A 22,302-nucleotide genomic window follows, 5' to 3' on the forward strand; every position below is an offset into this window, starting at 1 on the left:
AGTGTCTACCGCCCTCCGGTCTCCGGGGGCGCCCTGAGTCCGACCGACCGGTACGGCATCAGATTGACGTACTCACACGGAGGCCTTTGCAAGGAAGCTAGCGGTCTGCGTCTGCCTCTGAGCTATCTGGGTTCTGGCGACGTTCCTTGAGTCCTGACCGCACGGTAGTGAAGATCGCGATGCACATGGCCACTGCGGTGAACCACAAACCCGCCGATCCCTGAATGGCCGTAGCCACCGAGACGATCAGGAGTACTACGGCAACTGTGAGAAGTGCCCATCGTCCGGCGGCCATCATTTCCCCTGTTCGGTGGACTGGTGGAGCGTGCCTTTCTGATGCGGGCGAGCCCTGAAACCCAGAACTGAACGGTTTCGACCGCTGGTTTCGCTGTCCCACGGACCGCGGGTTGAAAGCGCCACCAACCCAATGCCGGCGAAGGCGATCAGAGCCCACGGGAATGCTTGCGACTGATCCAGAACGATGCGCAGAATACCTGTCAGAATCGCCATGGTGCCGATCGAGAACAAGACACGGGTTACTTCCCATCCAAACATTCCGCCTTCGGAGTGCTCGCTTTTCGCGGGTCGGCGGCCGGTGAAGTACTTGATGATCAAAGCCAGGCCGATCGGCACGAAGATGATGCCAGTGACCAGGCGCAGAGTGTCCACTGGCGCCCACGTCAGAAAAATTGCCGCCCAGACCAGGAAGAACACCCCAGCAATAAGCCCCGGAAGTGCGGGTCGACTACTCATTGGTTTCCTCTCGGTGTACTGCCTGGGCCGGTTGTCCGGCTCCAGATACAGCCCAATCTCGTGACATGCCGCGAGCCTACCCACTCGGGCCTCGAACGCAAGTCACAGCCGAAGCACCCCGCCAGACGACAGGATCGCTCTGGTGTACTCCCCGTGAGCAGCAGTAAACCGGCGCCGCACGAGCCATCGGGGGCACCACCGCGCCCCGACGGGTGCCAGGTGAGGCATCCCCATACGGACATGTAGTGGGTCGTGCAGCGAGTGTGGACACTCCGTGCAGACGTCTTCGGAAAATGACAGCGCTCAAGCAGAACGTAGTACCTGAGGAGATGTACCTATAGTCAACGCCAGCATCCATTCAGGTCCCGGTCGATCTGGTTCCGTTGCTGATGTTTGGGCTGGCCTTAGGCTGGAGTGACGAAGAATGTTTTTCTGATTGGGGACCAGATATGAACCGACTTACGTTGGGCACTGCCACCGCCGTCATCGCTCTCTCGTTAGTGTCTTGTTCTACTTCCGATGTCACGCCGCCGCCGGCGGATGGCGGAACGTTTGGGACGATTGACGAGTTGAAGGAAGCTGTGGAATCCGCTGGCCTGCGATGCCCGGAGTTGGTCTTGGACACACCGCCTGCCAAGTACGCCTCCTCCTCGGGAAGCTGCGGCGAGTTCTTATACCTTGCTACCTACAGCAACGACATGTACTTGGAGTCGGAGCTTGATTTCGCGAGGCCGGTTGGGCAGCGTGCGATCAATGTCGGCAAGAACTGGACCGTCGTCAGCGAAGACCCGACACTCATCCAGAAAAAGCTGGGCGGCACCGTCCTGCACACAGGGCCGTAGCTCCTGTCTGGTCAGTGACCGTGAGGTGGATCCCCTACTAGTGGACCGTGCCGCAGAGGGTTCCGCTTTCGGAACTTTCCGAGCAGGATCCGCATCTGCGTCGCCGCCGGACTCACCCGCGATACATGGCAGGATGTCGCTTACTTTGGTTGGGAAATGTGGCCGATTTCTTTTGGCCCGACCCAGAACCATGCGATTGCTCCGAGCACGGGCGCAACCAGGACGATGAGGATCCACACAGCCCTCGCCGTAGGGTCAATCGTCGGGTGCTTTGCAATCTGCACGAGGGCGGTAATAATCAGCGCCGTCAACGCGAGCCCCAGGACGCCTACCAAGAGTGGCCACATGGGAACCTCGTCTAATCTCATGTCTCCCCCAAAAAGTCTTTGCTACCGTCGGCCCCTCAGCGTTCATTCTCACCGTACTCGTCGGGGCAGGGAGGCAGAAGGATTCCGGCGCACCCCAGCCGGACTTCTCTGGCAACGGCATCCCGTTCAAGGTTCCACTAACGGACCGGCTTACGGGCAAATTCATGGCCGCCGTACTATGTCGGGCACGATAGGAGCTATGACCGTCGAACTTCGCCGCTGGACGCTTGAGGACGCACCCGCACTGTGGGATGCATATCGGCACAACCCGGACCTGAAGACGCAATTTGGCAGTGCAGACCTAGCCACGGTCGACCAGGCGCGTGACTACATCGGCGCCCAACTTCCGTTGACAGAGTCCAGGCGTAACTGGGCTATCACGATCGATGGTGCCGCTGTAGGCAATGTAGGGCTATCAGCCATTGACCGGCGCCACGGAACTGCTTGGACGTACTACTGGCTCACCTCTGCCGCCCGTGGCCGCGGCTATGCAGTGCGAGCCCTATCAACGATCGCCGCAGCAGCATTCGAAGATGGACTTTTCCGCCTCGAGCTAGGGCACCGAGTCAACAATCTCGCCTCGTGCAAGGTCGCCCCCAATGCCGGATTCATCCCCGAAGGTATCGAGCGCCAAAAGCTGCTGTACGGTGCTGAACGCTTCGACGTCGAGACCCACGCGCGGCTGCGTACGGATTCAAACCCAGATCTCAAGATGCTCCCGTTATCCCAGTGAGGGATTCCTCACCGGACGCGGATGGGGCCCTCCGGTGACGCTGTGCTCGGTACGCTTATCGAGGGACAGGGCGAGGGGGAACGTATGGCCGCGGAGTTAGTAGTTCGGCAGTGCACCGACGGCGATTTGGCTGCCCTGGAAGAGGCCGAACCGCCACGATCCGGCATTGCACGCTACCTGCTCAATCAGCAGGCGGCCGGCAATATTGTGTACGCAGCAGCGTGGCGCGATCATCAGCTGCTGGGCACCGTGGTCTTGGATCTGCGCTCCGACTACACCCCGGAGCTGAAGCATCTCTTTGTGCAGAAATCCCGCCGAGGTGCCGGCGCGGGTACGGCCCTGTGCGTCTGGACGGAACGTCACGCGAAGCGGGCGGGATTCGACAAGCTCTACCTCGGTGTCGGCGTAGAGAACCATGGCGCCCGCCGGCTCTATCAGCGCCTGGGTTTCACATTTGCGGGGCCCAGGACCACAACGACATATCAGTACGTCGACAGCGACGGGCACAAGCAGTGGGCTACTGAAACGGACGACATTCTCGAGAAGGCGCTGGACGGTGCGGCAGCCGCGTCCGCTGTTGCTGGCGGCAGCTGAGAGCTGGAGGCGCCGCCTGGAAGGATCCTTTAGCGGCGTATGGAGTGGCTCCGCCCTTGGGAGTTGGCTTGGCCCCCTCGCTGGCACGCAGTAGCGTTCGTCGGGTGAATGAGGAAGCTGAAGAACTTGCCGGCGGAAACGCCTCAGAGAGTGTCCTTCGTGTTGGCGGTACGGTCCGCAAACCGTGGCTGAAAAGCTCTGCCACTGTCCAGGAGTACCTGAAAGCCCTCCAAAAAGCCGGCCTCGACGTTCCAGAACCTTTGGGCAGAGATCACGCTGGGCGGCAGGTCACCGAGTACGTCGAGGGCGTCCCGGCGCTTGACCAATTGCCACTGGGACAGCATGACCTGCTGCGGGTCGGTCGTTTGATTCGCCAGATTCACGATGCCAGCGAAGGATTTGAACTCCCGGATACGACCGGATGGAACGTCTTGCTTCCTGCCGAGAACCCGGACCTGATGTGCCACAACGACCTTGCTCCGTGGAACTTCATTATGGGTAAACGGTGGGTGTTCATCGATTGGGACGCGGCGGCCCCGAGTACGCGCCTCTGGGACCTTTCCTATGCAGCGCAGTCCTTCGGAATGCTCTTTGACGGCCAACCGGTTCCAGATGCAGCTGCGAGACTGCGCGCTGTTGTCGACGGTTACGGGGCGGACGAAGTCCTGCGGGAAGCGTTGCCCGAGGCCCTAGGACAGAGGACGGCGGCCATGCACGAGCTGCTGAAGTCCTCACATGAGACCGGATTCCAGCCCTGGGCTGACATGTACGTCAACGGACACGGCCAGCACTGGCGCGCTGCGACCGACTATGTTTTGGGCAACCGAGACGCCTGGCAACAAGCCCTGACCTAGATTGCCGCCGGTGGGCAGCCGCCCGATAGCCGAATCTTGACCGGGACGCTGCCGGCCACGGTCAGGTGTAGCTGGCGGTGACCGTCTTGGTGTCTCCATCTAGTTGGATTCTGCCGCCGTAGGGGAGGATCCACTGCGGCCGGGTGTGTCCGAACGGGACCCCGATGCAAACGACGGCGTCCGGGTTGTACCGGGCGATTTCGGTGCTAACCACATCTCGCTGTGCCGCGCGCAGCCGGGCCCGTTCGGCGGCAGGCGGAACGTGCCCGTGGCTGCTGACGGGCGGCCTGGCGACCATCACCCCGTCGACCGCGCCCAGGACGCCACGCTCTCCGAGCGCTCGAACCCAGCGTTTAACCCAGTCTGCCGGAGCCAGCAGTTCGCTCGTTTCCAAGATCAGGACCGCGCCCGCGAGCTCGTCGACGGAGGGCAGCCTGTCGGCGATGGCGAGCTGGTCGAGGACTTCGATGCAGCCACCCCACGTCCGACCGGAGACCGTGCGTCTGGGACCTGTCCACGTCCACGGTTCGGTGGGTTCGCGGTCGCCGTATTCGACGAGTGCCCGCGGTTGGAGCCAATCCGGCCCGAAATCCTCTGATTCCCCGGGATCGGTGACCTCGAGCTGGCCTCCGGTGAGCAGCGCAGCCCGCAGGGAAGCGAGGTGGACCTCGTCCGCGCCCGGCCCGGCGCCGAGGTGGACCTGGGTCGAACCGCCGTAATATGCGGGAATCCCGAGAGACCACAGCCAGTTGAGCAGGTTGGTGTTGTCGCTATACCCGATGAAGATCTTGGGGTTGGCTGCGGCCGCCGCCTCGTCGAGATGGGGTATGACCGTGATCTGGTCATCGCCGCCGATGGTGGCGAGAATCGCGCGGATGGCGGGATCGGCGAACGCAGCATTAATGTCCGCCGCACGTTCCTGGGGGCTGGATTCGAGCTTGCGGGTCGTCGGAAACTCCACCGGGATCAACCCGGTAGCCGCAGTGAGCCGCCGCATTGCTTGTTCATGCACGGCCGGGGCGATTCCAGGCGCCGCGAACGACGGGGAGAGAATCGCGACACGATCGCCCGGAACGAGCTTCTGCGCGGACAAGTCAAGCTGCGAATGATCCATTCACTCATGGAACCAGATGGCGCACGGATCGCGGCTTTTTGGCGACGGGACGTGCCGGTGGAGGATCCCTGAGCGGGCGCTGTTTCCGCACACCGACGGACATGCTGTCCGGATTCCGTAGGGCCGAAAGTCGCCGGTGGCTGGACTAAGCTCCATGCAATGACATTGTGGCGCTGTGTGGTGCCACGTCTATTGGGGGTAAAAGCGTGAAGCATCAAAGTCTGAGGACTGCCGCAGCGGTGACGGCGGTCCTTTTCCTGGGGGCGGCACCGGCCGTGGGGGCTCCTGCCGAGATTCTCGACGTCGGCGGGACACCCCTCGGGGTAGTGGTTGGCAGTGACGGCACAGCGTACGTGGGCGATTACGGCACCGGCGGGATTCGGGTGATACCGCCGGGAGCGTCCCGGCCTTCGCGCACGCTCAGTACGGGTATCAATGTCTCCGGGATCGCATTGGACTCGGACGGCACGTTGTACGTGGCACAGCAGGACAGCGCCACGGGTGAGGCAGTGGTGGGTGTCATCCCGGCCGGGGCGGCGGGTGTCGTACGGAGCATTCCGGTGTCGGATGGGAACCATCTGATCGCCGCCGGACCCGACGGGACGGTCTTCGTTCCGAACCCTGCCGACGGCACCGTGTCGGTCATCGCACCCAATGGATCGGCGGTGGACCGCATTGTCACGGTCGGGGCCGGCCCGGTGGAAGTGGCGGTCACGAAGGACGGCACCGCGTTCGTGACGAACCAGTACGGCGGGACGGTCTCGGTGATCCCGGCCGGAGCGAACACCGTCTCGCGGACCATCCAGGTCAGCTCCACGCCCCGGAGGACAGAGAACCCCCACGGCATTGCCGCCGGCCCGGACGGGACGATCTATGTCACCAACATCAGTTCCAATGATGTCGCTGTCATCAAGCCGGGCGCCGACACCGTGGCCTACCGCATCTATGTCCCGGGCGGACCCACGGAGGCCGCCGTCGGGCCGGACGGGACCCTCTACGTGGCCAGCGCCCTACGTCCCGCCCTGTCCGTAATACCGCCCGGGGCCACAGCGACCGGTCCCTCCATCCCGACAGGGAGCAACCCCGGTCGCCTCGCGGTAGCTCCGGACGGGACCATCATCGTGACGACCCCGGGCAGCGGCGCGGGAAACGGTTCCGTGGCCCGCTACGCCACCGCCGCTGCAGTTGCGGCTTCGGCCCCCGCCCCAGCCTCAGCACCGGTATCCGCCGCGACCCGACCCGGCGACGCGGCGACAACCCCGTGGGACTCCCCGGCCGGAATCGCTGGAACGGCCGGAGCAGCAGCTCTCGTCATCGCCCTGCTCCTCGTGGCCACGCAACGCCGGCGAATGGCGTCTCTTCGCGACCGCGCCAGCGGGTCAGAGGAACACCCCGCCGATCACCACAGCGCAGGTTTCTGGAGCGGGCACGCCGATGCAGGCCAAAGCAAGTGATCTGGCCCGAGCGGGCTTAACCGGCTTTCCCGAGCTGATGTGGAAAACCCGGACAGTAAACCGTAGCCACAGCTATCCGCGGGTCCACGCCACCCTTTCACCGACTTCGGATGGGCAGTTCGGTCGCAGGCAACGGTGTGCAGAGGTAGGAGGGGTCGCCAGCTATCTATATATGGCACGCTTCACCCCGCCGAAAGAAGTCAGTCCGAGCCACGATCGTCGCAAACAGGAAATGGCGGAAACACATGCCACTAGAGTTCATGGACATGCTGGCGAAGCCCACTCTTGGTTTCAGCCAGGCACTACTCTCAAATGCGAACCCGGAGTCAGTCCTGAATCGCTGCGCCTGCACGCCGAGTGGTATCGATAGAGTCCCGTAGAGGGATCGGCTATGGGACAGGCAGCAGGTGCTAGGGCAAGTCACGCGGGCCGCGAGGTTTTCCCTACCCGAGGTAACTTTCGACGATGAAGTCTTGAAGATCGCTCAGCACGAAGCAATCGAGGGCGTCGACCGATTTGAGCTAGAGAGCCCGTGTGGGCATGGATTCCGTGTAGGCCTCCGGGACCTTCGTCTTCGCGCCAGAGATGCGTAGCGGGTTCGGGGTGCCTCGTTTCCTACGCAGCCTCTGGGCTCGGTAGTCCGCTGTTGTGAACCAGAGGCAGGCGGCGACACCGGGGAGGAACACTCCGACGGCGATGAGTCCGCGCCAATACGGTTCTCCCCCGCTCAGGGTGGGTTCCACCACGACGGCGACGCCGAGGGCGACACCACCCACCATGAACGCGAGCTGGAAGAGGTTCACCCACCAATGTTTGGGCCCATTGGGTGGCCCTCCGAGTTCGTGCTTCAGGTAACTGTGGAGCATTCCGTCCTCGGTCAGATAGAGAACGCGCGCTTCACCTCGGGCCAGAGCCTCCTTGTGTTCGGCATGTATAACCTCATCGTGCGCCTGGTGCGGGCTAGTCGTCATGCGTTCCTCCTGGTTCTCATCCCTGACAATACGATCACAGGACTGCAAAAAGATGGCCATAAGGGGCCGTATGGGCGGCAACCCCGGACAAGTGTCGAAAACGACTATGACGGCTGCATCCGATCATCCGGAGTAAGCCGGAGCGCACCGTCCGATGTTCGGTTCTCGCAGCGGTGTCGTCTTTCCGCCGCCGGGAGGCCAGACCATCAGATGCAGTGTCGGCGTTTCAGTCACGGCATCCTTTTCCATAGCCAGAAGTCCATTGGTCGCACTCAGCATCGCCCGAAAGCCGATGGTCGAATGCGCACCGAAAATACGCGGTGAAACAAGTGGTGAGTGGATGTCAGTTTGTGGATGGTGAAACCGGTTGCCGAAGGTTCAGACGGAAGAACGCGACCTCCTTGCCCATCGCGTACCCGGCCGCCGATGTCGGGATAGGCACGAAGGCGAGCCCCTGCCAGGGATGGGGCAGCAGGAGAAGTACAGCCAATCCGGTGAGGATCAGAGCGTAGATCGGCCAGTGCGGCCCTTGAATGCCCGTGAAGAATCCGATGGCGCCGCCGATCAAGAGCGCAGCCCCGGTGATCAACAGTGCAGGCGGAAGCGCATCAAGTGGCACGGAGGTGAAGAGAAGGACGAGCAGCCCGGCGAAGAGCACGCCGGGAATCGCTATGTGAAGCCAGAAATCTCGGGCCATCCGCCGTCGATCCAACGCATGTCCGTCCAACGTGTCCCCCAATTCGTCCTCTGCGTAGCTTACCGAGCGTGCGGCTAGACATTTGGTGCCGCGTCTAGCCGCGGGTTAGCAGCATGGGCACATCGCGCCCGTAATCCGGTCCCCCACCGGTCGCACACACCGCTGAACTGCATCATTGCGAGCTGGCGTCCATCGGCGTCCCGTAACCCCCGTCCGGTGAAGCGACCGGTGACGGGGCGTGAAAGGGAACGCCGGCGAGGCCGGATGCGCTGGCCAGGGCGGTGGTGCCGGCCGCTGATGGTACGGGCGGGTCTACTGCTATCGCGAGAGTAGTTTCTCACCGTCGGGCCGCAGCTCCATCATTGGGCGAACATGTTCGACCCACCTAGGAGAAGTAATCGCCAGACCTACCCCTGCCACTTCTGGGCGGACGAGGGTGGCCCGGCCACCTACTTGCAAATCTTCCAAGTAGGTGGCCCGGCCCTTCCAACATGAAGGGCGTGCTTCCTCCTAGGTCGGAGTCTCACAACTCGATCACACGGTTGGCCAACTGCATGAAACAGTTGGACAATTACTGTGAAACGTGGCCATCTAAGTTGGGAAATGGCCAAGTACCGTGGAACCTCACAGCCAACTAGACGCCGATCTCACAGGGGGAAGGGGTGTAGATGGACAGGCTACTTGGTCCCGAGGACCATTTCGCCCCTGCGCATTTCCGCGGAAGCAGCAGTCCCTGCGCGCCTGTACATGGACAAACCAAATGGTCCTTTATGCTCCCTGCGCGGTTCTGGAACAGCCTCTTGGTATTCCCCCTTGAGCTTTCCCGGCAGCCCAGCCGTGCCACTCGGGAGTTTCCAGCTTCGCCCGGATCACTGCCCATGGCCACGTGACTGCACAGAGCATCCAGGCCTCCACGAGATCGTGAAACGCGCAAACGCCGTGATGGAATGCCTGGCCCTGGAAGTCGACATGGCCCGCGCCAGCGTCGAACCCGTCGCCCTGGAGCAGCTGCTCGCCTGCTCGCAGTTCCACCGCCTGCCCGCACACATAGATCCGCTCCAGGCTGATTGCGGGCTCAGCATCCCGGCCCCCTGGCGATGCCGTAGTACCCGCCCTGGCCATGGGACTGGCGGCCTGACCTGCCGCCGAGGTGCCACCCGGAGTCCGGCTGAAGGCCAGCAGCTCGCCGGCCTCGGCACGATCCACAATGAGCAGCTCCTCCTCGACCCCGACTGTACGCAAACCGGCATTATGGGCCGCCGACACCCGTTCTGTCCGAGCACCTGATCGACAGCACTCATATCGTCCCCCGGAACAACAAACTCGACGAAGCCCGGGCCTCCCCGAACGCCCCCGGCGCTACTATAATTTGATTCACACACCCCGCAGCGGGAGATGAGCGATGATACGCGGATTTGGCAGGCGCAAGATGGGCGGACGCGGAATAGGTCTGATCGGGATCGTGTATCTGATCATCGGGGTTGTGGTCGCCGCCACCCATGGTTATCTCGTGGCATGGAACGTTCCCGGCAACATTCTGGAAGGCCTCGCGGCGATTGTCCTGTGGCCTCTCGTGGCCCTCTTCGGGGTCGATCTTCACACCTTGATCGCATAGGGCCCCGCAAATCCAGGCTGCTGACGGTCCTTCACCGTTCGTGGATGATACCGCGTGCCGGGGCACGGCGGCGGTGCATGACGCTTTTTCTGTGTCTCCGGGTGCCATTTCAGCACTGACGAAGACCTGCCACTCGGCACCGAAATTACAACTGTATGCCTGCAGCGAAAAACGGTGCCAAAATCCATGTGCCTGAACCTCCGGGCCGCACCGGCTGCCCATTCCGGCCCCAAACCTCCGGATAGCCCTATCGCCAATCGCACCCACTCTGACGGTTCCGTACCTACAATTAACTGTCGGCCTCCACGGCATTCACGTCGCGGGGGCGGCCAAATAAGGAGAACGACCATGGGTTTGGGTGACAAGATCCACAACGCCGCCGAGAAACTCCACGGCAAGGGCAAAGCAGCCGCCGGCGATGCCACCGGCAATGACCGACTGAAGGCCGAGGGCAAAGGCGAGCAAGTCAAAGCGGACCTGAAGCAGGCTGGCGAAAAAATCAAAGACGCCTTCAAGAAGCACTGAGACACGCAGACAGAAGGGAGAGGTGGGGGGGGGGGGGGGGGCCCCCCCCCCCCCCCCCCCCCCCGGGGGGGGGGGGGGGGGGCGGCCCCCCCCCCCCCCCACCTCTCCCTTCTGCCTGGCAGCAGGAGGGATCGATGAGAAACCGCCCGCTCCTGAAGTTTCCTCAAGTCCCAACAGGTGTAAATGATAAGTTCGTTTGACGGGCATCGGGCTGCATCTGCGGGTCCCTGGTCCCTCCCTCGCCCTCGCGAATCACCCCCAGTAGGGACCGCCAGGCCGCCGGCGGCTTCGGCTCCGCCATCCCGCCGCTGATGTTCCTGCTGACCTTCTACGTCTCCATCCTTCTGCTCTCCACCAGATGCTCAACAGCACCCATTTGGAAGAGAAAGAAAACCGGGTCACCGAAATGATTCTCACGACCCTGAACCCGACCACCCTGATCACCGGCAAGGTCATCGCACTGTTCATGATCGGCCTCGTCCAGATCCTGGTTATCCTGGCACCCATCCCCGGCCTGGACCTCTCCACCATCAGTTTCGAGCCCGGGACCATAATCGTCGGGACGTTGCTGCTCCTCGACGGATTCACCGTCTTCACCGGCGTCCTGGTCGCGATCGGCGCGGTCATGCCCACCGCCAAAGACGCCGGCACAATCTTCGGTCCCCTGATGGCACTGATCTTCGTCCCGTTCTACGCGATCAGCCTGATCAACTCCGACCCCGGGCCCCATCGTGCAGATCATCACGTACTTCCCGCTCTCGGACCCGTGACCGCGATGCTCCGCAACGGCTTCGGCACGCTCAGCCCGCTCGAGTCCACGATCATCATCGCCGAGCTCTTCATCACCGGTTTCCTCATCCTCCGCCTCGCCATCCACCTCTTCCGGTACGGGTCCATCCATTACTCGAGCAAACTCTCCATTGCAGGGACCTTCCGCAAACGCAACGCCCTGGACGATACAAAGTGAGGGGCGCCGGTCCTGGCCCCGTCCGGGACCGGCCATTGAAGCCGGGCGTCGCCGCCTTCAGGGTTCACCCGGTGCCACCGACCTGACAGCGATTCGACTCCAGCGAAAGTACGGGCGACGGACCCGGTGCTGTCCGGATGGGACAGGGGCACTCGTTGGGCGCCGGGCATGGAGGGACCCCAGAACGGATGCACGAAAAGCCCCGCACGTTAGAACGCGCGGGGCCTGCCTCGTTGACAGCCAAAGCACCAGGTCAGCAGCCTACGTCAACCGCCAACTCGACCGGTCTTCGCCAAACTTCTAGTCCCGTTTCGTCGCCAACTAGTGTTCAAACCGCCAACTAGCCTCCGACCTCACAACGATAGGGGACTAGAAGTCCCAGTCGTCATCCTCAGTGTTGACAGCCTTGCCAATCACATACGACGAACCCGACCCGGAGAAGAAGTCGTGGTTCTCGTCCGCGTTCGGCGACAGGGCGGACAGGATCGCCGGGTTCACGTCGGTGACGGAGGCCGGGAACATGGCCTCGTAGCCGAGGTTCATCAGCGCCTTGTTGGCGTTGTAGTGCAGGAACTTCTTGACGTCCTCGGCCAGGCCAACGGAGTCGTAGAGGTCGTGGGTGTACTGGACTTCGTTCTCGTACAGCTCGAAGAGCAGCTCGAACGTGTAGTCCTTGATCTCCTGCTTGCGCTCCTCGGACAGGCCTTCCAGGCCCTTCTGGAACTTGTAGCCGATGTAGTAGCCGTGCACGGCCTCATCGCGGATGATCAGGCGGATCAGGTCGGCCGTGTTCGTCAGCTTGGCCCGCGAGGACCAGTACATCGGCAGGTAGAAGCCCGAGTAAAACAGGAAGCTCTCCAGCAGCGTGGAAGCCACCTTGCGCTTCAGCGGATCGTCGCCCTGGTAGTAGTCCATGACGATCTGGGCCTTCTTCTGCAGGTTCACGTTCTCGGTGGACCAGCGGAATGCCTCGTCGATCTCCTTGGTGGAGGCCAGCGTGGAGAAGATGGAGGAGTAGCTCTTGGCGTGCACGGACTCCATGAAGGCGATGTTCGTGTAGACAGCCTCTTCATGCGGGGTGATCGCGTCTGGAATCAGCGAGACGGCGCCGACGGTGCCCTGGATGGTGTCCAGCAGGGTCAGGCCAGTGAACACGCGCATGGTGAGCTGCTGCTCGTCCGGGGTCAGCGTCGCCCACGACTGTACGTCGTTGGACAGCGGGATCTTCTCCGGCAGCCAGAAGTTGTTGACCAGGCGGTTCCAGACGTCGACGTCCTTGTCATCCTGGATGCGGTTCCAGTTAATGGCTTCAACGTGGCTAAGCAGCTTGACCTTCTCGGTCATGTCATCCCCTAAAAGTTGGGTTAGTTCTTTAGTTAAAGCGTACGACGGCGGGCGGGCGCCCGCCGTCGTACCCCAGCAAAATCAACCGATATCGGTTACAGCATGCAGCTGACGCAGCCGTCAACCTCCGTCCCTTCCAGCGCGAGCTGGCGGAGACGGATGTAGTAGATGGTCTTGATGCCCTTCTTCCAGGCATAGATCTGGGCCTTGTTGATGTCGCGCGTGGTGGCGGTGTCCTTGAAGAACAGCGTCAGGGACAGGCCCTGGTCCACATGCTGGGTGGCGGCGGCGTAGGTGTCGATGACCTTCTCGTAGCCGATCTCGTACGCGTCCTGGTAGTACTCCAGGTTGTCGTTCGTCAGGTACGGGGCCGGGTAGTACACGCGGCCCAGCTTGCCTTCCTTGCGGATCTCGATCTTGGACGCCACCGGGTGGATCGAGGAGGTGGAGTTGTTGATGTAGGAGATCGAGCCCGTCGGCGGGACGGCCTGCAGGTTCTGGTTGTAGATGCCGTGCTCCATGACGGAAGCCTTCAGCTCGCGCCAGTCATCCTGCGTGGGGATGTGGATGTTCTTGAACAGCTCCGCGACCTTGGCGGTCTGCGGGACCCATTCCCGGTCCGTGTACTTGTCGAAGAACTCGCCCGAGGCGTACTTGGACTTCTCGAAGCCGCCGAACGTCTGGCCGGTCTGGATCGCCAGGCGGTTGGAGGCGCGGACCGCGTGGTACACCACCGAGTAGAAGTAGATGTTGGTGAAGTCCAGGCCCTCTTCGGAGCCGTAGTGCACCCGCTCGCGGGCCAGGTAGCCGTGCAGGTTCATCTGGCCCAGGCCGATCGCGTGGCTCTGGTCGTTGCCGCGGGCGATCGAGGGCACCGAGGTGATGTTGGACATGTCCGAGACGGCCGAGAGCGAGCGGATGGCCGTCTCGATGGTCAGGCCGAAGTCCGGCGAGTCCATGGTCTTGGCGATGTTCAGCGAACCCAGGTTGCAGGAGATGTCCTTGCCGGTCTGGTCGTAGGACAGGTCATCGTGGTACGTCGTGGGCTGGGAGACCTGGAGGATCTCGGAGCACAGGTTGGACATGATGATCTTGCCGTCGATCGGGTTTTCCCGGTTCACGGTGTCCTCGAACATGATGTACGGGTAACCGGATTCGAACTGGATTTCGGCGAGGGTCTGGAAGAACTCGCGCGCCTTGATCTTGGTCTTCTTGATCCGGGAATCGTCCACCATCTCGTAGTACTTCTCGGTGACCGAGACGTCGGAGAACGGCATGCCGTAGACCTTTTCGACGTCGTACGGCGAGAACAGGTACATGTCCTCGTCCTTCTTGGCCAGCTCGAAGGTGATGTCCGGGATGACGACGCCGAGCGAGAGGGTCTTGATGCGGATCTTCTCGTCCGCGTTCTCGCGCTTGGTGTCCAGGAAGCGGTAGATGTCCGGGTGGTGCGCGTGCAGGTACACCGCGCCGGCACCCTGGCGGGCACCGAGCTGGTTGGCGTAGGAGAAGCTGTCCTCGAGGAGCTTCATCACGGGGATGACGCCGGAGGACTGGTTCTCGATCTGCTTGATCGGCGCGCCGACCTCGCGGATGTTGGTCAGCGCGAACGCCACGCCGCCGCCGCGCTTGGACAGCTGCAGGGCGGAGTTGATGGAACGGCCGATCGACTCCATGTTGTCTTCGATGCGGAGCAGGAAGCAGGAGACCAGCTCGCCGCGCTGGCGCTTGCCGGCGTTGAGGAAGGTCGGGGTGGCCGGCTGGAAGCGGCCCTCGATGATCTCGTCGACCATCTGCAGCGCGAGCTGCTCGTCGCCGCGGGCCAGGTGCAGGGCCACCATGCAGACGCGGTCCTCGTAGCGCTCCAGGAAGCGCTTTCCGTCGAACGTCTTCAGCGTGTAGGACGTGTAGAACTTGAAGGCGCCGAGGAAGGTCTCGAAGCGGAACTTCTTCTTGTAGGCGCGGTTGTAGAGCTCGCGGATGAAGTTCATCGTGTACTGGTCGAGGGTCTCGCGCTCGTAGTACTCGTTCTTCACGAGGTAGTCGAGCTTTTCCTCAAGGTCGTGGAAGAACACGGTGTTGTTGTTGACGTGCTGCAGGAAGTACTGGTGCGCCGCCTCACGGTCCGCCTCGAACTGGATCTCCCCGTTCGGGCCGTAGAGGTTCAGCATCGCGTTGAGCTCGTGGTAGCCCAGGCCCTGGTAGGCGGCCGGCATGGCCGGCTTCTCACCGGGGACGGTGTGCTTCTCGACGGCGGTCTTGGCGGCGGGCTTCATGGCGGAGCCGGTTACTTCTGTGTCTGCGACAGTCGTGTCCAAAATTCTTCCAATCCTTGTTGTACTCGGCTGACGTCTTCCGGCGTCCCCATGAGTTCGAATCGATATAGGTGCGGGACCTGGCATTTGGCGGCGATGATGTCGCCGGCCATGCAGTAGTTGTCCCCAAAGTTCGTGTTGCCCGCCCCGATCACTCCCCGGAGCTGTTGCCGGTTGCGCGGATCGTTCAGGAAGCGGATGACCTGCTTCGGAACGGACCCTTCTCCCCCGGTGCCGCCGTAGGTGGGAAGCACCAGCACGTAGGGCTCGGTGGCCACAAGCGCGGGTTCCCTCGAATGGAGCGGGATCCGGGCCGCGTCGACGCCCAGCTTCCTGATGAAGCGTGCGGTGTTCTCCGAGGAGGAGGAGAAGTAGATGAGATGGCTGGCGGTGGTCCGGGCGTCTGCGGTCACCTGCCCGGCGCCGGCTGTCGGCGTCGCGGCGGCTGTTGCCAGTGCCATGGAGTAATTCACCTCATCTGACGTGTTTTCGTTCGAAGCGGTTCAGGCGACGGCGACGGCGTGTGCCTGCGCCAGTTCTTCGATCTTGTCGGGGCGGAATCCGGACCAGTGGTCCTGGTCGGTGACGACAACCGGGGCCTGCATGTAGCCGAGGGCCTTCAGGCGCTCGAGGGCATCCGCATCCTGCGAGATGTCGACGCTCTGGTAGGTGATGCCCTTCTTATCCAGCGCGCGGTATGTCGCGTTGCACTGAACACAGGCCGGCTTCGTGTAAACCGTTACGGTCATGGTCCCTGTCCCCTTTGTTGAAGTCTTTGGTACTGCGAAATGTGTACTGCGTAGGAGCCGCTGCTGTTGAGCTGAGTCTCTGTTGCGTCTGTGGTGCCAGTAGTCCGGGCGGGCCGCTCCGGGACAGGAATCCTGATCCGATACTGGCCTTGCCTGGCGAGCACTGCTGCTCCGCTGGAACTGTATGTCGATACTACATGTAGTGCAAGAGCCCGACGTGGACCCCAAGATGATGTATTACAAGTATGTCATTTAATGCACCGCCAGTCCACAGGCGGGGTGCCTCAAAATGTCCGGATTTCCGCCGTTTTGCCGGACGAAATCCACAGGCTGTGGAGTACCTTTGCACAATTAACTCCCCTGCGTGTCGCCCGGCAGACGGCGTGTCGCGGCCGCGGCCCCGAAGGTCCGGAGTGCGATTAAGCACTAGATATGGTGTCCGCAAACACGCAGAAGGCGGGCACCCGGGGGTGCCCGCCTTCTTAGAACGTGAGGTGCCTAACAGCAGTTGCCAGGGGGTAGGCCTTCGCTGCCTACCTTCCGGCCTCCGGCCTGCTGCAGAGGACCTGCTCCACGCCCATCCGGCGCTCGGCGAAACTGCGCAGCGCGCCCACGAGGTAGAGCCGCCAGACCCGGGCGATCTCCTCGCCCATCATCGCGACGGCGGCCGCATGGTTCTCCTCGAACCTCGCGTACCAGGCTTCGAGGGTCCGGACGTAGTCCCGGCGCATGCCCTGCACGCCCTCGATCTCCAGGCCCGCGTCCTCCAGGAATCCCAGCGTCTCCCCCACCGGACGCATGTGCATGTCCGGGGCGATAAAGGCCTCGATGAACGGTCCGCCACCGGGGTGCCTGCCGCGCCGGGACATCTGCTGGACCAGCACCCGCCCGCCGGGCGTGACGTTGTTGAACAGCGCGGCGGCGTAGACGGGGTAGTTCCGCTGGCCGACGTGTTCACCCATCTCCAGGGAGGCGACGGCGTCGAACGGCCCGTCCGGGATCTCCCGGTAGTCCTGGATCCGGATCTCCACATGCCCTTCGAGGCCGCGTTCGCGGATGCGGGCGTCGATGAACGCCTTCTGCTCCCCGGACAGGGTGACGCCGACGACCTCGGCGCCGTAATGCTGTGCGGCGTGCAGGCTCAGCGATCCCCAGCCGCAGCCGACATCCAGCAGCCGCATCCCCGGTTTGAGGCCGATCTTGCGGCAGACCAGGTCCAGTTTGTCCCGTTGCGCGTCCTCCAGCCCGTAGTTTGCTGATGAATTTGTCCAGTACCCGCTGGAGTAGGCCATCTGCGGGTCCAGGATCAGCGCATAGAAGTCGTTGCTGAGGTCGTAGTGGTGGCTGATCGCGGCGCGGTCGCGGATCAGGCTGTGCAGCCTGCCCTTGACCCTGGCCTGGCTGGCCGGCGGCGGGGGCGGCGGCCCGAGCGCCCCGGCGGCGCGGGCAATCCGTGCGGCCCCGGCCAGCACCGCGGGGGTGGGCCGGACGCCGGAGAGGCCCCGGTCCCGGACCACTTTCCAGAGGTGCTCGAGCACCGAGTTGAGGTCGCCGTCGACGTCCAGTTCCCCGGTGACGTAGGCCTGGGCGGCGCCGAGTTCCCCGGGCGCCCAGAGCAGCCGCCGGATGGCGTCCGGTGAGTTCAGCCGGACGACGGGGGCGCCGGCCGGGCCGGCCTCGCTGCCGTCCCAGACCACGAGCCGGACCGGCAGGTCCCCGCCGGCCAGCGGTCGCAGGACCTCCTCGATCAGCGCCGCGAGCGGCGCCGTCATGCGTTGGATCCGTAAGTGGCCTCGCCTGCTGTCCGGCGGTCCAGCACGATCTGCTGCACATCGAGGTAGCCGGTCTCGAAGCCCGCGCGGGAGTAGCAGAGGTAGAACAGCCACATGCGCTGGAAGATTTCGTCGAAGCCCAGTGCCTGGACGTCGGCGGAGCGGGCCATGAAGCGCTCCTCCCAGAGCCGCAGGGTCTGGGCGTAGTGCTCCCCGATCGCGAGGCGTTCGCGCACGCGCAGTCCGGTCTGCTTCTCGGTGATGTCCTCGATGGCCCGCACGGAGGGAATGACGCCGCCCGGGAAGATGTATTTGTGCACCCAGGTGTAGCTGGAGCGGGTGGCCAGCAGCCGGTCGTGGGCGATGGTGATGGCCTGGATGGCAACCTTCCCGCCCGGGGCCAGGACCCGTTCGATGGTCTGGAAGTACGTGGCCCAGTACTCGAAGCCGACGGCCTCGATCATCTCCACGGACACGACGGCGTCGTACTCGCCCTCGACCGCGCGGTAGTCCTTGAGCTCGATCGTGACGGCGTCGGTGTAGCCGGCGTCGGCGACGCGCTTGCGGGCCAGCTCCTGCTGCTCGCTGGAGAGGGTGACGGAGTAGACGGTGGCGCCGCGCTGCGCGGCCCGGAGAGCGAGCTCGCCCCAGCCGGTGCCGATTTCCAGCACCCGGGTGCCCCGCCCGACGCCGGCCTTGTCCAGCAGCCGGTCGATCTTGGCCTGCTGCGCGGCGGCCAGGCCGTTCCAGCCGACGCCCTTCAGCGCCTCGCCGGATTCCGGGAAAATCGCGCTGGAGTAGGTCATGGTCTCGTCGAGGAACGTGGCGAAGAGTTCGTTGGAGAGGTCGTAGTGCCGGGAGATGTTCGAGCGGGTGTTCTGCTCGGTGTTGCGTTCCTTCCGCGGCTGGCGCGGCAGGTAGAGGGCTCGGAGTTTCTGCAGCGGCTCGGGCACCAGCGTTCCCACCCGGGCGGCAAAGACCTCCATGACGGCGGTGAGGTCATCGGCGTCCCAGTCTCCGGCCATGAAGGACTCCCCCAGGCCGATCAGTCCGCCGTCGCCGAGCCGGGCCGCGAACGCCTCGGGACGGTTCAGGGTCATCACGGGGTACGTGTGCCCGGGTGCGGCCGCCTTGCCCAGTACGGTGCCGTCAGGGTAGCGGACCTCCAGCGGCAGGCGGCGGACCGCGGCCTTGAAAATGGCCTCTGCAACGCGGCCGGCGACGGCGACCTTCAGGCCGGAGGGGACGGCGGCGACGCTGGGCCAGATGCCGGCGTCGACCACGGCGGGCGGCTGCGGGACGGTGTAGGGGGCTGCGGCCTCGTTGGTCCGGCGCGCGGCGCCGGATCCGGTCGCTTCGGTCATAGTCACTGAACTGCCTCCTGTGAAGGGTGGTGTGGTCGTTTGATGAGGGGCAGCCGGCGTGCCCAAAGCTTGATGCCCTGCCAGCGGATCTGCACCGAGACGCGCAGGGGTGCCAGCGGGACCGCGAGCGCCGCGGCGAGGATGTTCCGCACGGTGGCGTCGTGGCGTTCGCCGTCCATGCTGGCAACGAAGGGCTGCTGCCCCTCGCGTTCGAGGACGATCGAGACGGCGAGCCGGTCGCCGGGTTCCGGGAGTTTCATCCGGTACTGGCCTTCGACGTCGTTGAACGGTGAGACGTAGAACGCCTTGGGGACGCTGGCCCGGCCGGCGCCGTCCGTTTCGAGGAGGTAGCAGTGCCGTTCGCCGTAGGTGTTGTGGACCTCGGCGAGCACGCAGCGCAGCTCCCCGGCGGCGTCGTGGCACCAGAACAGGCTCAGCGGATTGAACACGTGCCCGAACACCCGGGCGCTGGCGAGCATCGTGATCCGGCCGCCGCCGAGGTCAATCCCCCGGGTGGCCAGGAACGCCTCGACGTTGCCGCGCAGGGTCCCGTCCGGGTCGCCGAGGTGGTCCGCGACGCGGAAGCCGGCGAGGGGCCGGAGCAGGCGGGGCAGCGCGGGCAGCCGGTCGACGTTGACATACCAGCTGTAGCTGCGGTAGGTGAACGCGTTCTTCAGCGGGGTGCGCCGCACATGCGCGATGGAGGTGCGGTAGATGGCAGCTGTTGCGCTCATGAGCCCTCCGCGGGGACGGTCTGCAGGTCCGGGTCCAGGGAAACCGTATCAAGCGCGACGCCGGCGTCGTCCCACTCGCGTCCGAGGCGCGCCGCGGCCCGGACCCCGGAGAGGGCGCCGTCCTCGTGGAAACCCCAGCCGTGGTAGGCGCCGGCGAAGGCGAGCCGGTCGTCGCCGAGGGCGAGGATCCGCTGCTGGGCTGCGAGGGAATCGGGGGTGTACTGCGGGTGTTCGTAGACCATGCGCTCGATCACGGTATTGTCCGCGATCAGTTCTGATTCGCCCAGGCTAACGATGTAGCGCCCGAGGTCCGCAGGCGCCAGCCGCTGCAGCCGGGTCATGTCGTAGCTGACCAGCACCTTGTCCGGCCGGGCGTCGCAGGCGGGCAGCCGGTAGTTCCAGGACGCCTTGGCGTTGTCGCTGGAAGGGAGCACGGCGGCGTCGCGGTGGAAGACGGTGTGGTTGACCGAGTACGGCATCCCGCCGAGCGCGGCCTCCTCGGACGGCGAGGCGTCGGTGAGCATGCCCAGTGCCTGGGCCGGGTGGGTGGCGATCACGACGGCGTCGAAGGTCTCGGTGGTCAATGTTCCCGAGCCGGTGCTGGCGGTCAACTCCACCCCGTCCGCATGGCGGCGCACTCCGGTGACCGGGCTGGAAAGGCGGATGTCCGGCAGTGTTGCGGCGAGTTTGTCCACGTAGCTGCGCGAGCCGCCGGTGACGGTGCGCCACTGCGGTGAGCCCGAGACGCCGAGCAGTCCGTGGTGGCCCAGGAAAGTGAAGAGGTAGCGGGCCGGGTAGGCCAGGGCGGTGGTGGGGTCGCAGGACCAGACCGCGCTGACAACCGGGGTCATGAAGTGCGAGATGAAGTAGCTGCTGAACTTCTCCCGCGCCAGGAACTCCCCCAGGGTCAGCTCCGGCTCGCCTGAACTGTTCTCCTCGGCGAGCAGGGCGCGGGCCTTGCGGTAGAAGCGCATCACCTCGAGCAGCATCAGCAGGTAGCGTCCGCGCAGCAGGGTGGAGGGCCGGGGAAGGATGCCGCGGCCCTTGGCCCGGGCGCCGGCGTATTCCAGGCCGCAGCCGTCGCAGCGGACGGACATGCTCATTTCCGAGTCCTGTGTTTCGATACCCAGCTCGGCGAAGAGCCGCAGCAGCGTGGGGTAGGTCCGTTCGTTGTGGACGATGAAGCCGGTGTCGATCCCGAGCACGGGCCCGCCGGCCTGCGGGACGTCGTGGGTGTGGGCGTGGCCACCAAGCCTGGAGTCGGCTTCGAAAAGGGTCACGGTGTCGTGCCGGTTCAGGACGTAGGCGGCGGTCAGTCCCGCCACGCCGCTGCCAATCACGGCTACGCGCCGGCCCTCGGGAATCCCTGCTGCATCTGACACTGATCTGCTCCTGTTGGCTGGTTCATCGATTGCCTGAATCGTCTTATGGGCAATTCGTCGCCGGAGGGCGGACGGATGTGTACGACTTTCCAGCTTTTCGCTTCGAACCAATGTGCCAGAATGAAGCGGGATTGCGGTCCCGCCTCACCGGAACCTGCGAAGGGCAGACCTTTGATTAACCCCGTCCATCTGCGGACCCTCGTCGAAGTGACCCGGCTGGGCTCCTTCGCGGCCGCCGCCACCCGGCTCGGCTACACGGCGTCGGCTGTTTCCCAGCAGATGTCCGCCCTGGAACGCGACACCGGCGTCGAACTGTTCCAGCGCTCGGCCCGCAGCATCCAGCCCACCGACGCGGCCCTGGTCATGACCCGGCATGCGGCCAAGGTCCTCACCGACATCGACGCGCTCATGGCGGCGGCCTCCCGCACCGGGGATACCACCCGGCAGGAGCTCCGGCTCGGCATCTTCCCCAGCCTGGCGACCTTCGTGCTGCCGCGAATCCTGGCGAACCCGGCCTGGAAAAAGCTTGGCATCGACCTGCGGGTCTCCGTGGCCGAGCCCGCCCAGACCATCCAGGGCCTGCGCACCGGCGGCGAACTCGACGTCGCCCTCGTCTACCAGGTGGGGCAGTCCGGCCTCGCCTGGCCGCACACCGTGAACCGGCAGTGGATCGGCGACGACGACTTCCGGGTGGTGCTGCCGGCAGCCTGGGGCATCGGCACGGAGTCGAAAGTCGCGGCGGACCACCTCTCCGACATGCCGTGGATTGTGCACCACCCCGGCACGTCCGACGCCACGGTGATCGAGCGGCTCTTCGCCAGCTGCAACCTGCACCCCCGGGTCGTGGCTTACAGCGATGACTTCCATGCGAGCCTCGAGATGGCCGCGGCCGGGCTGGGCGCGGCGCTGGTCCCCGAGCTGGCCCTGCTGCACCGCCCCGCCGGCGTGGTGGTGCTCGACGTGCCCGAGATCCGGCTTGCCCGCAACGTCTTTGCCCTGCTGATCAACGAAAAGCAGACCGCCCAGGTCCAGCTCTTCGTCGAACTCCTGGCCGACACCTTCAACTCCCCGGCCCTGAAGCAGGCCGCCCAGCGCCAAGGCTGAGTCAAGACTGAGTCAGGGCTGGGCCAGGGCTGAGAGCGCAGAGTTCGGGTT

The 22,302-nt window shown here is 64.2% G+C and carries 23 protein-coding genes; 10 read left to right on the forward strand and 13 right to left on the reverse strand.

Annotation, left to right across the window (positions count from 1 at the left end; genetic code table 11):
- Nucleotides 1-294: 294 nt before the first annotated feature.
- Nucleotides 295-753 (reverse strand): hypothetical protein, encoded by a 459-nt coding sequence (locus ABIC21_RS14705; RefSeq protein ID WP_354351136.1) that lies wholly within the window; start codon nt 751-753, stop codon nt 295-297.
- A 698-nt stretch (nt 754-1,451) separates the two neighbouring features.
- Here ABIC21_RS14705 and ABIC21_RS14710 point away from each other — a divergent pair.
- Nucleotides 1,452-1,595 carry a hypothetical protein gene (locus ABIC21_RS14710; RefSeq protein ID WP_354351137.1) on the forward strand — a complete coding sequence of 48 codons (144 nt, stop codon included), beginning with the start codon at nt 1,452-1,454 and terminating at the stop codon, nt 1,593-1,595.
- Between the two features lie 140 nt (nt 1,596-1,735).
- Here the strand turns inward: ABIC21_RS14710 and ABIC21_RS14715 are convergent, their stop codons facing one another.
- Entirely contained in the window at nt 1,736-1,963 is a 228-nt protein-coding gene (locus ABIC21_RS14715) for a PLD nuclease N-terminal domain-containing protein (protein WP_354351138.1), read from the reverse strand.
- Between the two features lie 199 nt (nt 1,964-2,162).
- On the opposite strand from ABIC21_RS14715, the gene ABIC21_RS14720 reads away from it, so the two are divergent.
- The 3 genes from ABIC21_RS14720 to ABIC21_RS14730 all read left to right on the forward strand — a co-directional run bounded on the left by ABIC21_RS14720 (nt 2,163) and on the right by ABIC21_RS14730 (nt 4,144).
- Nucleotides 2,163-2,696, forward strand: a complete 534-nt coding sequence (locus ABIC21_RS14720) for a GNAT family N-acetyltransferase (RefSeq protein ID WP_354351139.1) — start codon at nt 2,163-2,165, stop codon at nt 2,694-2,696.
- A gap of 84 nt (nt 2,697-2,780) precedes the next feature.
- Entirely contained in the window at nt 2,781-3,290 is a 510-nt protein-coding gene (locus tag ABIC21_RS14725) for a GNAT family N-acetyltransferase (protein ID WP_354351140.1), read from the forward strand.
- A 104-nt stretch (nt 3,291-3,394) separates the two neighbouring features.
- Nucleotides 3,395-4,144, forward strand: a complete 750-nt coding sequence (locus ABIC21_RS14730) for a phosphotransferase (RefSeq protein ID WP_354351141.1) — start codon at nt 3,395-3,397, stop codon at nt 4,142-4,144.
- Nucleotides 4,145-4,205: 61 nt separating this feature from the next.
- On the opposite strand, the gene ABIC21_RS14735 is transcribed toward ABIC21_RS14730, so the two are convergent.
- Nucleotides 4,206-5,258, reverse strand: a complete 1,053-nt coding sequence (locus tag ABIC21_RS14735; RefSeq protein WP_354351142.1) for a S66 family peptidase — start codon at nt 5,256-5,258, stop codon at nt 4,206-4,208.
- 239 nt (nt 5,259-5,497) lie between these two features.
- On the opposite strand from ABIC21_RS14735, the gene ABIC21_RS14740 reads away from it, so the two are divergent.
- Nucleotides 5,498-6,712 carry a virginiamycin B lyase family protein gene (locus ABIC21_RS14740; protein WP_354351143.1) on the forward strand — a complete coding sequence of 405 codons (1,215 nt, stop codon included), beginning with the start codon at nt 5,498-5,500 and terminating at the stop codon, nt 6,710-6,712.
- A 521-nt stretch (nt 6,713-7,233) separates the two neighbouring features.
- Here ABIC21_RS14740 and ABIC21_RS14745 read toward each other — a convergent pair.
- Together ABIC21_RS14745 and ABIC21_RS14750 are read right to left on the reverse strand one after the other, a co-directional pair.
- Nucleotides 7,234-7,683 carry a hypothetical protein gene (locus ABIC21_RS14745; protein ID WP_354351144.1) on the reverse strand — a complete coding sequence of 150 codons (450 nt, stop codon included), beginning with the start codon at nt 7,681-7,683 and terminating at the stop codon, nt 7,234-7,236.
- 343 nt (nt 7,684-8,026) lie between these two features.
- Nucleotides 8,027-8,380, reverse strand: a complete 354-nt coding sequence (locus ABIC21_RS14750; RefSeq protein WP_354351145.1) for a hypothetical protein — start codon at nt 8,378-8,380, stop codon at nt 8,027-8,029.
- A 921-nt stretch (nt 8,381-9,301) separates the two neighbouring features.
- On the opposite strand from ABIC21_RS14750, the gene ABIC21_RS14755 reads away from it, so the two are divergent.
- The 4 genes from ABIC21_RS14755 to ABIC21_RS14770 all read left to right on the forward strand — a co-directional run bounded on the left by ABIC21_RS14755 (nt 9,302) and on the right by ABIC21_RS14770 (nt 11,487).
- Nucleotides 9,302-9,667, forward strand: coding sequence for a hypothetical protein (locus ABIC21_RS14755; RefSeq protein ID WP_354351146.1), 366 nt, complete (start codon nt 9,302-9,304; stop codon nt 9,665-9,667).
- Nucleotides 9,668-9,782: 115 nt separating this feature from the next.
- On the forward strand, nt 9,783-9,995 hold the full coding sequence (locus ABIC21_RS14760) for a hypothetical protein (RefSeq protein ID WP_354351147.1): 213 nt from the start codon (nt 9,783-9,785) through the stop codon (nt 9,993-9,995).
- Between the two features lie 348 nt (nt 9,996-10,343).
- On the forward strand, nt 10,344-10,520 hold the full coding sequence (locus ABIC21_RS14765) for a CsbD family protein (protein WP_069951468.1): 177 nt from the start codon (nt 10,344-10,346) through the stop codon (nt 10,518-10,520).
- 376 nt (nt 10,521-10,896) lie between these two features.
- The gene (locus tag ABIC21_RS14770) at nt 10,897-11,487 is read left to right on the forward strand and encodes an ABC transporter permease (RefSeq protein WP_354351148.1); all 591 of its coding nucleotides are present in this window, start codon (nt 10,897-10,899) and stop codon (nt 11,485-11,487) included.
- A gap of 369 nt (nt 11,488-11,856) precedes the next feature.
- Here ABIC21_RS14770 and nrdF read toward each other — a convergent pair whose 3' ends face one another.
- The 8 genes from nrdF to ABIC21_RS14810 all read right to left on the reverse strand — a co-directional run bounded on the left by nrdF (nt 11,857) and on the right by ABIC21_RS14810 (nt 21,147).
- Nucleotides 11,857-12,831 (reverse strand): class 1b ribonucleoside-diphosphate reductase subunit beta, encoded by a 975-nt coding sequence (gene nrdF, locus ABIC21_RS14775; protein ID WP_024368367.1) that lies wholly within the window; start codon nt 12,829-12,831, stop codon nt 11,857-11,859.
- Between the two features lie 95 nt (nt 12,832-12,926).
- On the reverse strand, nt 12,927-15,047 hold the full coding sequence (gene nrdE / locus ABIC21_RS14780) for a class 1b ribonucleoside-diphosphate reductase subunit alpha (protein ID WP_354351233.1): 2,121 nt from the start codon (nt 15,045-15,047) through the stop codon (nt 12,927-12,929).
- Nucleotides 15,048-15,118: 71 nt separating this feature from the next.
- Nucleotides 15,119-15,607 carry a class Ib ribonucleoside-diphosphate reductase assembly flavoprotein NrdI gene (gene nrdI, locus ABIC21_RS14785; RefSeq protein WP_354351149.1) on the reverse strand — a complete coding sequence of 163 codons (489 nt, stop codon included), beginning with the start codon at nt 15,605-15,607 and terminating at the stop codon, nt 15,119-15,121.
- Between the two features lie 42 nt (nt 15,608-15,649).
- Nucleotides 15,650-15,895, reverse strand: coding sequence for a glutaredoxin-like protein NrdH (nrdH, locus tag ABIC21_RS14790; protein ID WP_354351150.1), 246 nt, complete (start codon nt 15,893-15,895; stop codon nt 15,650-15,652).
- A 533-nt stretch (nt 15,896-16,428) separates the two neighbouring features.
- Nucleotides 16,429-17,667, reverse strand: a complete 1,239-nt coding sequence (locus tag ABIC21_RS14795) for a class I SAM-dependent methyltransferase (RefSeq protein WP_354351151.1) — start codon at nt 17,665-17,667, stop codon at nt 16,429-16,431.
- The gene (locus ABIC21_RS14800) at nt 17,664-19,037 is read right to left on the reverse strand and encodes a class I SAM-dependent methyltransferase (RefSeq protein ID WP_354351152.1); all 1,374 of its coding nucleotides are present in this window, start codon (nt 19,035-19,037) and stop codon (nt 17,664-17,666) included. Before ABIC21_RS14800 ends, ABIC21_RS14795 begins: the two co-directional genes overlap by 4 nt.
- Complete coding sequence (locus ABIC21_RS14805) at nt 19,034-19,765, reverse strand: DUF1365 domain-containing protein (RefSeq protein WP_354351153.1); 732 nt, start codon at nt 19,763-19,765, stop codon at nt 19,034-19,036. The genes ABIC21_RS14800 and ABIC21_RS14805 overlap by 4 nt, the downstream gene beginning before the upstream one ends.
- Entirely contained in the window at nt 19,762-21,147 is a 1,386-nt protein-coding gene (locus ABIC21_RS14810) for an NAD(P)/FAD-dependent oxidoreductase (RefSeq protein WP_354351154.1), read from the reverse strand. Before ABIC21_RS14810 ends, ABIC21_RS14805 begins: the two co-directional genes overlap by 4 nt.
- 171 nt (nt 21,148-21,318) lie before the next feature.
- Between ABIC21_RS14810 and ABIC21_RS14815 the strand changes: the two genes are divergently transcribed.
- Nucleotides 21,319-22,251 (forward strand): LysR family transcriptional regulator, encoded by a 933-nt coding sequence (locus ABIC21_RS14815; protein ID WP_354351155.1) that lies wholly within the window; start codon nt 21,319-21,321, stop codon nt 22,249-22,251.
- Nucleotides 22,252-22,302: the final 51 nt, after the last annotated feature.

The sequence above is a fragment of the Pseudarthrobacter sp. PvP090 genome (assembly GCF_040547365.1).
GTDB lineage: Bacteria > Actinomycetota > Actinomycetes > Actinomycetales > Micrococcaceae > Arthrobacter.